The 12,887-nt window shown below is 45.6% G+C and carries 12 protein-coding genes; 4 read left to right on the forward strand and 8 right to left on the reverse strand.

Annotated features, from left to right (window positions below):
- Positions 1-107: 107 nt before the first annotated feature.
- The 8 genes from argH to U2P89_RS09820 form a co-directional block, all read right to left on the reverse strand.
- A complete protein-coding gene (gene argH / locus U2P89_RS09785; protein ID WP_322191286.1) occupies positions 108-1,403 on the reverse strand; it encodes an argininosuccinate lyase in 1,296 nt (431 codons plus the stop codon).
- Between the two features lie 17 nt (positions 1,404-1,420).
- Entirely contained in the window at positions 1,421-2,479 is a 1,059-nt protein-coding gene (locus U2P89_RS09790) for a M20/M25/M40 family metallo-hydrolase (RefSeq protein WP_322191287.1), read from the reverse strand.
- Positions 2,480-2,639: 160 nt separating this feature from the next.
- Positions 2,640-3,428 (reverse strand): acetylglutamate kinase, encoded by a 789-nt coding sequence (gene argB, locus U2P89_RS09795; RefSeq protein ID WP_091906158.1) that lies wholly within the window; start codon positions 3,426-3,428, stop codon positions 2,640-2,642.
- Positions 3,429-3,563: 135 nt separating this feature from the next.
- A complete protein-coding gene (locus U2P89_RS09800; protein ID WP_091906156.1) occupies positions 3,564-4,517 on the reverse strand; it encodes an N-acetylornithine carbamoyltransferase in 954 nt (317 codons plus the stop codon).
- Positions 4,514-5,638, reverse strand: a complete 1,125-nt coding sequence (locus U2P89_RS09805; RefSeq protein WP_092026964.1) for an aspartate aminotransferase family protein — start codon at positions 5,636-5,638, stop codon at positions 4,514-4,516. The genes U2P89_RS09800 and U2P89_RS09805 overlap by 4 nt, the downstream gene beginning before the upstream one ends.
- 106 nt (positions 5,639-5,744) lie before the next feature.
- A complete protein-coding gene (gene argC / locus U2P89_RS09810; protein ID WP_322191288.1) occupies positions 5,745-6,719 on the reverse strand; it encodes an N-acetyl-gamma-glutamyl-phosphate reductase in 975 nt (324 codons plus the stop codon).
- Positions 6,712-7,902, reverse strand: a complete 1,191-nt coding sequence (gene argG, locus U2P89_RS09815) for an argininosuccinate synthase (RefSeq protein ID WP_322191289.1) — start codon at positions 7,900-7,902, stop codon at positions 6,712-6,714. Before argG ends, argC begins: the two co-directional genes overlap by 8 nt.
- On the reverse strand, positions 7,899-8,516 hold the full coding sequence (locus tag U2P89_RS09820) for a GNAT family N-acetyltransferase (protein ID WP_076931358.1): 618 nt from the start codon (positions 8,514-8,516) through the stop codon (positions 7,899-7,901). Before U2P89_RS09820 ends, argG begins: the two co-directional genes overlap by 4 nt.
- A 419-nt stretch (positions 8,517-8,935) precedes the next feature.
- On the opposite strand from U2P89_RS09820, the gene U2P89_RS09825 reads away from it, so the two are divergent.
- The 4 genes from U2P89_RS09825 (at position 8,936) to U2P89_RS09840 (ending at position 12,872) form a co-directional block, all read left to right on the forward strand.
- Positions 8,936-10,267 carry a KamA family radical SAM protein gene (locus U2P89_RS09825; protein WP_091906146.1) on the forward strand — a complete coding sequence of 444 codons (1,332 nt, stop codon included), beginning with the start codon at positions 8,936-8,938 and terminating at the stop codon, positions 10,265-10,267.
- A gap of 126 nt (positions 10,268-10,393) precedes the next feature.
- Positions 10,394-11,158 carry a ParA family protein gene (locus U2P89_RS09830; protein ID WP_091906145.1) on the forward strand — a complete coding sequence of 255 codons (765 nt, stop codon included), beginning with the start codon at positions 10,394-10,396 and terminating at the stop codon, positions 11,156-11,158.
- Positions 11,159-11,183: 25 nt separating this feature from the next.
- On the forward strand, positions 11,184-12,092 hold the full coding sequence (locus tag U2P89_RS09835; RefSeq protein ID WP_322191290.1) for a ParB/RepB/Spo0J family partition protein: 909 nt from the start codon (positions 11,184-11,186) through the stop codon (positions 12,090-12,092).
- 6 nt (positions 12,093-12,098) lie between these two features.
- A complete protein-coding gene (locus U2P89_RS09840; RefSeq protein WP_322191291.1) occupies positions 12,099-12,872 on the forward strand; it encodes a DUF5683 domain-containing protein in 774 nt (257 codons plus the stop codon).
- Positions 12,873-12,887: the final 15 nt, after the last annotated feature.

The following is a 12,887-nucleotide window of genomic DNA, read 5'->3' on the forward strand; positions in this document are numbered from 1 at the left end:
ACTCGGGCCACAAATGAAATTGTGTGCCTGATTGGGATTTAATAAGCAGACCCTATTTATATTCACGTCATCACAGACCGAGTATATAAAAAAGCCCATGCACTTTGTTACCTGATGACCGCTGAGGCTCTCTCCATCTTCTTTCTGATCTCTTCCGTACAGAGATTGCCGACACTGCCGGCGTGGGTATGGTGTATTTCTTTCGGGGCACGGAAAGAACCGGCCTGTACTTCTTTACCTACCTGCTGATAAGCTTCTCTGAACGGAATACCCTGTAATACACGGTTGTTCACTTCTTCTACGGTAAAGAGATATTCATATCGTGGGTCGGAGAGAATGTCTTTGTTAACCGAAATATTTTCCAGCATAAAACATGTCATCTGTAAAAGCCTGTGAAGGGTTTCTAACGCCGGAAAGAGTACTTCCTTCAGCAACTGGTAGTCTCGATGATAGCCGTGCGGCATATTGGTGGTCATCAATGCAATTTCATTGGGCAGGCTCTGCAGTCGGTTACTGTGACCCCGGATCAGTTCCCACACGTCGGGATTCTTTTTGTGTGGCATAATACTCGATCCTGTGGTCAGCTCGTCGGGATAGGAAATAAATCCATAGTTTCCCGAAAGATACATACAGTTATCTGCGGCCAGCTTGTTGAGTGTGGAAGCAATATTCGACATGCTTTGGGCCAGGACCCGTTCAGTCTTGCCACGTCCCATCTGGGCAGCAACGACGTTGTAGCTCATAGTTGCGAATCCCAGTTCGCGGGTGGTCATCTCCCGATCCAATGGGAAAGAACTGCCATAACCGGCGGCCGATCCCAATGGATTCTGATCGGCTACCTGCCATGCTGCCGCAAGCGTATGCATGTCGTCTACCAACGATTCTGCATAGGCACCGAACCACAACCCGAAAGAAGAGGGCATCGCAATCTGTCCGTGCGTGTAACCGGGCAGCAATACCTCTTTATGTTGTTCGCTGAGTGACTGCAGCAAATTGAACAGTTGAATTACCTCCTCCTTGATCTGCAGGATTTCCTCTCTGAGATAAAGCTTGATATCGACCAATACCTGGTCGTTACGGGAACGGCCTGAATGGATCTTTTTGCCCATTTCTCCCAGCCTCTCGGTCAGCATCGCTTCTACCTGCGAGTGGATGTCCTCGGCATCGTTGTCGAGCCTGAAATTTCCCTGTGCCACCTCTGCCAGGATATTTTGCAGTTCGGTTCGTAGTACCTTCTCCTCTTCCGCCTCCAGAAGGCCGACTTTTACCAGCATTTTGATATGCGACATCGAGCCCAGGATATCATATTTTGCCAAACGCAGGTCGAGTTCACGGTCGTTTCCTACGGTAAAATCTTCCACTCTCTGATTGGCATCAAAGCCTTTATCCCATATTTTTGCCATATCTTTTTTATGTTTTGTTACTTCATTAAATTCTTTATAAAACGGATGTATCCTTCGATACCCTGTTTCAGTTCATCTATCAATACGAACTCATCAGGGCGGTGGGAACGTGCTGATTCCCCAGGCCCCATTTTCAGGGCAGGGCAGGTGACCCTCATCCAGTCCGATGTGGTCGGGGAGGTATAGCTTTCAATACCGAGTTGTTGTACGCATTGCATTAACAGGTGATCAGTCGGTGTAGCTGAGCTCCGATTGGTAAGCGAACGTGCTTTCAGTTCGCTTTTTACTTTCGGTTGCAGGATCTCCATGATCTCGCTGTTGGTATACATTTCCGTCGGACGGATATCCACCACAAAACTGCACCGGTCCGGAACCACATTGTGTTGTGTGCCGGCATTGATCTGCGTGACGGTTAGTTTTACCTCTCCCATCGTGGGTGATATTTTGTCGAACTTCATCGATCTTAGGACGGCGATATCGTCCAGTGCAATATAGAGTGCGTTTACTCCCTCGTTACGGGCTGCATGACCGCTTACCCCCTTCGCTTCCCCGTCGATCACCAGTAATCCTCTTTCGGCTATGGCTGCTCTCATACCGGTTGGTTCCCCGATAATAGCCATATCCACTTCGCCCGAGAGTTTCTGCCAAAGCAACGTCATTCCATTCGGACCTGAGTTTTCCTCTTCCGCGGACAAAGCCAGTAAGAGATTAACAGGTAGTTCCCTTTCGTAGAAATATAAGAATGCCTGCAGCAGAGTAACCACACTGGCTCCCGCATCATTGCTTCCCAACCCGTAAACATGTGAATTGGAGTGGGGTGGGCTAAACGGATCGAAAGTATATCCGGTATTCGGTCGAACAGTATCGAGATGCGAATTCATCATCAGCGTCGGTTTCGATACATCGTGATGGGGTTGACGGACAATCAGGTTATTGCCGATACGCTCTGTGGAAATCCCTTTTTCATTGAAATATTCCGTCAGAAAATTGCTCCGCAGATGCTCCTCTCCGGAAAATGATTGGATAGAAACCAGTTTCCTTAACAGTTCAACCGCGTTTTGTGTAAAAGTATCCATAAGAAATTACCAATTACAAATTACCAATTACCAATTAAATCTGACGTTTCAATCTTACTCAATCTTACTCAATCTCATTCAATCTCGTTATCCCGGTATATTGAGATACATCACTACCTGTCACGACTTGACGGAATCAACACATCATCACATCAACACATCATCCTAAGGTCGTCCCTTTTCCGGATAATAAGTTTTTCGCATGTAAAATCACCACTTTCGACACGCCATTCTCTATTGCTCTGAAAGAATTGTCCAGTTTTGGGATCATACCGTCGACGATAATGCCCTTTTGTTTGTATGTTTCATACTCTTCCCGGGTCATCATCGGAATCATACTGGCCGGATCGTTCACATCCATCATTACCCCTTCTTTCTCGAAGCAGTAATAGATCGTAACAAGATACTTTTCTGAAAGTGCTGTTGCTAATGTATAGGCGATGGTATCGGCGTTTGTGTTCAGTAATGAACCGCTACCGTCGTGCGTGATGGCACAAAACACTGGAGTGATGCCACTCTCTATCAGTTGAGAGATAAAATCCGTGTTGGTTTTATCCGGATCAGGATCGCCGGCAAAACCAAAATCAATCGGTACAGGAGAGCGACGTATTGCCGGAATGGTGTTGGCATCGGCACCTGAGAGCCCGATGGCATTGCATCCTGTTTTTTGTAGTAATGCCACTATATTTTTGTTTCCCCATCCTGCATATACCATGGTAACCAATTTCAGCGTTTCTTCGTCGGTGATGCGGCGGCCATGTATCATTTTGGTCTCGATCCCAAGTTGTTTTGCCATCTTAGATGCCATCACCCCCCCGCCGTGTACCAAGAGTTTATGCCCTTCGAGTTGATGAAAGTCATTCAGGAATGATTCCAACGCCTGCGGATTATCTACTATATTTCCCCCGATCTTTACAATTGAAAGGGCTGCTTTTTTGCTCTCTGTCATATTTATATAGATTGATTCAGATTGGATAGGATTGAAGAAGATTGATTAGTGACTTACGGATATGTTTGATTAGCAAATTATAATTACCAATTAATGATTATCATATCATCCTTCCCGCTTTTCCACCGTTCCATTTTACAATCCCAGTAATATCTCTTTCAGTACCACTTGTGCTGAAACCACACGGTTAGCCGCTTCTGGGATCACAATCGATTGTGGGCTTTCGATCACCTCGTCGCTAACGATCATGTTACGGCGTACCGGCAGACAATGCATAAAATAAGCGTTATTAGTCAGGGCCATTTTTTCGGTGTCTACAGTCCATGCACGGTCGGTACTCAAAATTTTTCCATAGTTCGGATCCTGGTATGCCGCCCAGTTTTTGGCATAAATAAAGTCGGCTCCTTTGTAAGCTTTCTCTTTGTCATATTCTACCACGGCCTTACCGACAAACTCGTCGTCCAGTTCATATCCTTTGGGATGGGTGATCACGAATTCATAGCCGGCAGCGTTCATCCACTCGGCAAATGAGTTGGGAACCGCCTGGGGTAACGCGCGTGGATGGGGTGCCCAGGTGAGTACCACTTTCGGCTTCTCTGTTTTTTTATATTCTTCAATAGTGATCAGGTCGGCAAAACTTTGCAATGGATGACGTGTAGCTGCCTCCATACTGAAGACCGGTTTACCCGAATATTGTATAAACTGATTCAGTATGACTTCATTATAATCAGAAGCCTTGTTTTCGAACTGGGCAAAAGAGCGTACCCCGATCACATCGCAGTAAGAGCCCATCACGGGGATCGCTTCCAGGATATGTTCCGGTTTATCTCCATCCATAATGACTCCTTTTTCGGTCTCTAATTTCCAGGCGCCCTGATTAATGTCGAGTACAATTACGTTCATGCCGAGGTTCAATGCCGCTTTCTGCGTACTTAGGCGGGTACGCAGGCTCGAATTGAAAAAGATCATTAACAAGGTTTTATTCTTACCCAGATCCTGATCAGCAAATGGGTTTTCTTTGACCTGTCTGGCCTTAATGAGTGCACTTTTCAGGTCTCCGATGTCATGTACAGATGTGAAGTTTCTCATATCAATTTCTCTTTAAGTTGTGTGATAAAAGTATCGATTTCTGCTTTCGCTATTGAGAGTGGAGGTAACAGACGCATCACATTGTTTTTTGCCCCGCCGGTAAAAATATGGCTTTCAAAAAGAAGCCGGTTGCGAACGGCACCAAATTCCGGAAGGAATTCGATACCGAGCATCAATCCCCGTCCACGGATCTCCGTGATACCATTTATTTCCGATAGCTCCTGTTTCAGATAATTACCCATATCCGCTGCATTTTCCACCAGCGACTCTGCTTTCAATACATCGAGAACCGCAATGGCAGCTGCACAAGCCAAATGATTGCCTCCGAAAGTGGTTCCGAGTATTCCCTTTTTTGCTTCGAATTTGGATGAGATGAGTAAACCTCCGATCGGAAAGCCGTTACCCATCCCTTTGGCCATCGTAATTAAGTCGGGTCGTATGCCGGCTGATTGATGAGCAAAGAATTGTCCACTGCGACCGTAACCCGATTGTATCTCGTCGAGGATCAATATTACGTCGTTTTGCCTACAGAGAAGTGCCAGTTGTTGCAAGAATAAAGTTTCCGGAGTAAAAATACCGGCAACACCGAGGATACCTTCGATAATAACTGCCGCTACATCACCTTTCAGGATTTCAGCTTTCACTGCTTCTATATCATTGAGTGGCACAAAGGTGACCTCATGCCCTGTGTTGAAAGGAGCTTGAATGGCCGGATTCTCCGTAACAGCGACCGCACCGGAGGTGCGTCCGTGGAAAGCCCCGTGGAACGCGATCACACGTTTCTTTCCGGTATGGAACGATGCCAGTTTCAATGCATTTTCATTGGCTTCGGCACCGGAGTTACAGAGAAAAAGCGAATAGTCGGCATAACCGGATTGTTCTCCCAGTTTATCGGCCAGTTCCTGCTGTAAAGAATTTTGTACCGAGTTGGAGTAGAAGCCGATCTTCTCCACCTGATCCTGCACCGCTTTTACATAATGGGGATGGGAGTGTCCGATGGAGATCACTGCATGTCCGCCGTAAAGGTCGAGATACTTCGTTCCTTCATTATCCCATACATGGCAACCCTGTGCCCGTACCGGTTCAATCTCCCATAAACTATATACGTCGAATAGATTCATCTTATAGAACTAAGAATTTAGAACTAACAACTAAGAACTGGGAAGTAATAGGAATTCCTGCCACATTGGTAATTAGTAATTAGTAATTGGTAATTAAAAGAACACATCAAAAAGCGCTTCCTTTCAGTTTCAGTCCTGTCGTTTCATCCAGTCCGAACATCAGGTTCATATTTTGTACTGCCTGTCCTGACGCACCTTTTACGAGGTTATCGGTAATCGAGGTAATGTGGATATAGCCGTTATGAAACTCGATATGTAATAATCCCTTGTTGGTATTCACCACCTCTTTCAGGCTGATGGGCTGTTTGGAAACAAACACGAACGGAGATGACCGGTAATACTCTTCGTAGAGATCGATCACAGCCGATTCCGACATGCTCTTATCCCATCTTGTATATACGCTGGCGAAAATACCTCGTGTGAAATCACCCCGCATTGGTACGAAGTTGATCTGCGGTAGATCGCTGTTACCCGCACTCGTCAATGTGTTGGCGATCTCTTCCAGATGCTGATGTGTGAATGGCTTATATACGGAGATATTATTATCGCGATAACTGAAGTGAGTTGTATCGGCTGGCCGCTTCCCTGCACCCGTTGAACCTGTAATGGCGTGTATATGTATTTCGTCTGTCAATAAATTCCGGGATGCCAGCGGCAATAATGCCAGCATGATGGTCGTGGCAAAACAGCCCGGATTGGCCACACTGTCTGCCGTGCGGATCTGTTCGCGATTTTGTTCGCACAGTCCGAACACAAAATTCCTGTCGTTAAATACCGGATTATTGCGGAAATCATTTCCAAGATCGATGATCTTGCATGAGGTAGGAATATCGTTGTCATTCAGAAATGCACGCGACAGTCCATGTCCCAGGCAAAGGAATAGCACATCGGGTTGACGAAAAGTGTCGCTAAAGACCAGATCGGTCTCACCCAACAGATCACGGTGCATCTCCGCTACGGGCATCCCCACCGAGGTGGTGCTGATGACCGATTCTATATTGACTTCAGGATGGCGGAGCAGGATACGAAGCAGTTCGCCTGCCGTATAGCCGGTTCCGCCTGCTATACTTACGTTAATCATTGTCGTGAATGGTATAATAAATTTTCAACGGGTTAGCGATCACTTTTGTGAATCCTACCACATCCTGTCCGGAGAACGATTTGTTAGTCTCTCCGTATTCGCCGAATTTAGAGTTCATCAGGTCGTATTCGCTGGAACATCCCAATACCGCGAAATGATAGGGGCGCAGTTCAATTTCCACTTCACCGGTGACGAACTGCTGGGTGTCATCGAGGAATGTCTCGATATTACGCATTACCGGTTCAAGGTACTGCGCTTCGTGCATGAGTTGTCCATACCAGTTGGAGAGCTGGTCTTTCCAGTAGAGTTGCTGTTTGGTCAGTACATGTTTTTCCAACAGATGATGTGCCTTGACGATGATCAGTGGAGCAGGCGCTTCAAAAGCAACACGCCCTTTGGTGCCGATGATAGTATCACCTACGTGAACATCACGGCCGATACCGTATTTCGAGGCGATCTTGTGCAACCTATGGATCAGCGCCACGGGTGGCATCTTTTCACCGTTCAGTGAGACCGGTTCACCTTTTTCAAATCCTAAAGTGATCCGCTCAGTACCCCAGTCGGTCACCTGCGATGGATATGCCTCTTCGGGAAGGACACCCGATGATTTCAACGTTTCCACACCGCCTACGCTGGTGCCCCAGATCCCCTGGTTGATAGAATATTTCGATTTCTCCCACGAGAAGTCGAAACCTTTCTCTTTCAGGTAGTCGATCTCCTGCTGACGGGAGAGACTCAGCTCGCGGATCGGTGCAAGGATTTGTACCTCCGGTGCCAGCACTTCAAATACAAGATCGAAACGTACCTGGTCGTTTCCGGCTCCCGTACTCCCATGAGCCACAAAATCGGCGCCGATCTTTTTTACATGATCCAGCACCGCCATTGCCTGAAAAAAACGCTCGGAACTGACCGACAACGGATAGGTGTTGTTCTTTAATATGTTGCCGTAGATCAGGTATCTGATACCTTTCTTATAATAATCTTCAACAGCATTGATACAGGTGTGCGTGGTAGCCCCCAGTTTCAGCGCCCGTTTTTCAATCGATTTTGCTTCTTCATCGGAAAAGCCACCGGTATTCACAATCACGGTGTGTACTTCCAGTCCTTTCTCATTGATCAGCCAGGGTACACAGAAGGAGGTATCGAGGCCGCCACTAAATGCTAATACTACTTTTTTCTTCATCTTTTATGCAATTTATTGGTTTTCTTTATTTTGATGACCGGTTTAACCACCTTCTTCGCGAAGGGACTGGCCTGCTGTACCGGATGAGCTTTGGGGTCGTAAAGCAACCCTGTACATAAGCACATTTTATAATTATTACGTTGCAGTATATCGAAATTCCGGCATCCCTGACATCCTTTCCAGAACTCCTCGTCGTCGGTCAGTTCTGAAAAAGTGACCGGCTTGAATCCCAGTTCCGTGTTCATTTTCATTACGGCCAGACCGGTAGTGATACTGAATATCTTGGCGTTCGGATAGAGTTTGCGGGAGAGATCGAAAATTTTTCGTTTGATTTTCTTGGCTAATCCCTGATTGCGGTAATCAGGATGTACCACCAGTCCCGAGTTAGCCACAAAACGGTTATGACTGAAAGTTTCAATATAGGCAAAGCCCACGAGTTTATCGCCATCTAGGGCGATTACCGCTTTGCCGGCCTCGATCTTTTCAGCAATATACTCAGCACTGCGCTTGGCAATACCAGTACCGCGTGCTTGTGCCGACTCGTAAATCAAATCGCAAATCTCTTGCGCATAACCTACGTAGCCGCTATTGGCTATATGAATAATAACATTCATCCTAAAACAATAAAAAATTAATGGGTTGTTGGTAGAGTGATGCCCGAAGGCGAAAAAAGATAAAAGGGGAAATGATACGGAAACCGGAGCCTCCGTATAAGTCAAAAGCATCGTCGGACTAAAACTGTTGCTTTGGGGTAGTGTGTATGTGAAAAATATATTCTCATCAGGCTGCAAAAGTAATCATTATATTTGTATTTATCGATACTTTGATGAGAAATATTGCTTTTTTCTTCAAAAATAGGCAAACTGATTTTTTATTTCCCCAAAAAATACAAAAATGTATTAATTCGGTTGTCTTTTTGATACTTTTGTCTTATTTTTGTTTATCTCGAACTGCAATCTAAACCCTCATTTCCCGATACTCGGGTTCTTATTCACTTCCTGTAGTTCACCAAATAAAACATAATTCAATTGATATGGAAAATAAAAAGTATAGAAATTTCATTTTGCGTAACTATAATGATCTGCCCCAACTGAGTGCCCTGTCCGATCAGGAACGGGAGGCCATTGGAGTGGTGGGTCGGGTACTGCCTTTTAAGGCAAACAACTATGTGGTGGAAGAGTTGATCGACTGGAGTAATGTACCGGAAGATCCTATCTTCACGCTGACTTTTCCCCGGGAAGAGATGCTATCGAAAACCCATTATGCGCAGGTGAAAAAATTGATCGATGCAAATGATGAGGCAGGATTGAAGCAGAAAGTTTATGATATCAGGATGAAGCTGAATCCCAATCCGGCGGGGCAGGAACATAATGTGCCGATGGTAGATGGGATAAAATTGCATGGTATGCAACATAAATACCGTGAGACGGTACTCTTCTTTCCCAGTCAGGGGCAGACATGTCACGCTTATTGTACTTTCTGTTTCCGCTGGCCGCAGTTCTCCGGCATGAATGAGCTGAAATTTGCGATGAAAGAGGCAGATCTGCTCCATAAATATCTGTTAAAGCATCCCAAGGTGTCGGATGTCCTTTTTACAGGGGGCGATCCGCTTACAGCGAAAGCAAGTATCATGTCGGCCTATATCGAGCCGCTATTGACGAAGGAATTTTCACATATCCGTAATATCCGTATAGGGTCTAAGACATTGGCTTACTGGCCTTACCGGTTCCTGACGGACAAAGATGCGGATGACATGTTACGCTTATTCGAGAAGGTAAAGAAAGCAGGAAAGCACCTTGCTTTTCAGGGACATTTCAATCATCCGGTAGAGCTCTCTACCGATGCGGTGAAACAGGCTATCGAGAGGATACTTAATACCGGTGCGCAGATCAGAACCCAATCACCTTTGTTGCGTCATATTAACGATGATCCGAAGGTGTGGGCAAATATGTGGAAAGAGCAGGTCAGGCAGGGACTGATCCCTTATTATATGTTTGTTGCACGGGATACAGGTTCCAAAACTTTTTTCGAAGTGCCGCTTGAGAAAGCATGGAATGTTTTCAGGAAGGCTTATCGTAATGTAAGCGGTATCTGCCGGACTGTCCGCGGCCCCAGTATGAGCGCTAATCCCGGAAAAATACAGGTGTTGGGTGTGACAGAAGTGAGAGGGGAGAAGGTGTTTGTGCTTCGCTTCCTTCAGTGCCGTAATCCCAATTTAGTGGATATCCCTTTCTTTGCCCAATACGATAAAAAGGCGACCTGGTTCGATGAACTCAAGCCGGCTTTCGGAGAAGAAGAGTTTTTCTTTCAGAAAGATAACCTATTGGGTAAATACGAAAAAGATATCGATTTTATATGGGAATAGATACCCGGTTTCCTGTATGGATTGTCTTGATTTCCCCTATTTATCAACAAAAAAAACAATGTTTTAAATAATTAACATAGAGTTAACTGATTTATTACTTATTTTGTTGCCTGTAAATAGAATAATATGGGAAGAATCATTGCTCTGGCAAATCAGAAGGGAGGGGTGGGCAAGACCACGACCACGATTAATCTTGCGGCATCACTTGCCGCGTTGGAAAAAAAGGTGTTGGTGGTAGATGCCGACCCGCAGGCGAACGCATCCTCCGGTTTGGGTATTGATATTAAAAAAGCTGCAAATACTATTTATGAAGGGTTGATCGGTAAATGTACCCCCGCAGAGGCGGTGCAAAATACTCCATTTGAAAATATCGATATTATCTCATCCCATATCAACCTGGTAGGTGCGGAATTGGAGATGGTGCAGATGGAGAACAGGGAGAAAAGGCTCAGGGATCTTTTGTATCCGGTAAGAGGCCAGTATGATTTTATCCTGATCGATTGCTCGCCTTCGTTGGGTATCATTACGGTCAATGCGCTTGCTGCTGCCGATTCGGTATTGATACCCGTACAATGCGAATATTTTGCCCTTGAAGGGTTGAGTAAACTGCTGAATACGATAAAAATCATCAAATCGAAACTGAATACCAAGCTTGAGATAGAGGGTTTTGTACTCACTATGTATGACTCTCGTCTGCGTCTTCATAATCAGATATATGAAGAAGTGAAACATCATTTCAAAGAGTTGGTGTTTACTACAGTTATTCAGCGCAATATTACACTCAGCGAATCACAGAGCCATGCCAAGCCGGCGCTTATGTACGATGCCGGTTCCCGCGGGGCGACAAATCATATACAACTGGCACAAGAGTTGATCGAAAAAGTTCACTAACTTTGTACCCTTTATGGTATAGACTATGGCGAAAAAGAATGCATTAGGACGAGGACTGGATGCGTTGATCACCTTTAACGACGGTGAAACACAAGGCTCTTCTTCCATTAGTGAGGTGGAACTCGATAAGATTGTCCCCAACCCTGACCAACCGCGTAGGGCATTCGATGAAGAGGGATTGAGGGAGTTGTCCGCCTCCATTAAATCAATTGGTGTTATCCAACCTGTCACATTAAGGAAGCTGGAAGACGACACTTATCAGATTATTGCAGGTGAGCGTCGTTACCGTGCCTCTCAAATGGCGGGATTGTCTACTATCCCGGCTTATATTAAAACGGCTGACAACGATGAGATGATGGAAATGGCGCTGATTGAAAATATTCAGCGTGAAGATCTCAACTCTATAGAAATCGCCCTGGCATACCAGAATCTCATCGATGCCCTTTCCCTAACACAGGAACAGTTGAGCGAAAGAGTGGGTAAGAAGCGTGCGACTGTCACCAATTACCTGCGCCTGTTGAAGCTTCCGGCGGAAGTACAGATGGGAGTGAAAAACAAAAAAATTGACATGGGACATGCGCGTGCATTGATCACCATGAATGATCCGGTAGCGCAACTCTCCCTCTACAACCTGATCCTCGAAGAAGGGCTGTCGGTGCGGAAAGTGGAGTCAATGGTGAAAGATTATGACGAAGGAGCGCCTATCCAGCAACTAAAAGATGGCGGTAGCCGTAAGCCCAAAACTGGGAAATCAACTTCGAGACAACAATCGCCAGACGATTTTGATGCGTTAAAACAACATCTTTCTGCCTATTTCCAGACCGATGTGCAGTTCAGTTATAACAAACGTGGCAAAGGTAAGATTACAATCCCTTTCGATTCTCCGGAAGACCTGGAACGTATTATTGTCATGTTTGATAAAATGCAAAAATAATTGCTGATGATGAATGTGGCTGGAATCCTTACTTGTTTGTCGATCCTTTTTTGCGCAGTGGATGTCCAGGCGCAGAATCATTCACGAGAACAGCCACTGGATAGTGTTCCCGTGTTAGTAGGAGATTCGCTTCTCCAACAGGTACCCGACTCCGTTTCCATTGATCTCAAAAATGGGAAGGAGGTAGCAGGAAAGCAGGATTCCGTCCGGGCAAGAGCAGGCAGCCCACTCATTGAAATAACTTCTGATAAATTTTTCGCACCGTCCTATATGTTTAGCCCTTCTCCACGGAAAGCGGTTATCTATTCGGCTGTCTTTCCGGGTTTGGGACAGATTTATAACCGTAAATACTGGAAATTACCTATCCTGTACGGAGGTTTCGTGGGATTGACGTATGCTATTACCTGGAATAACGGTTACTATCGGGACTATCTGGAAGCGTATCAGCACATTATGGACGATAATCCCGATACCAACCGCTGGCACAATATGCTGCCCTACGCCTACCGGGACAATCCGGAGTCAGTAGATGTGCAGTGGTTTACAAATGTATTGCAGCAACGCAAAGACCATTACCGCTATTACAGGGATTTGAGTATTATCGGTACGGTGGCTGTCTATCTGGTTGCTATTGTAGATGCGTATGTAGATGCGCAGTTGTTTGATTTTGATATGAGTCCCGATTTATCCATGCGTATGACCCCTGTTATCATCAGGGAAGAAAGGGCTCATAGCCTGGGAAGCTCCTCCTACGGAGTACAATGGAGTTTTAATTTTTAACAATTAAAGAACAAG

It is taken from the genome of Proteiniphilum sp. (assembly GCF_034331125.1).
In the GTDB taxonomy this organism is placed as follows: Bacteria; Bacteroidota; Bacteroidia; order Bacteroidales; family Dysgonomonadaceae; genus Proteiniphilum; species Proteiniphilum saccharofermentans.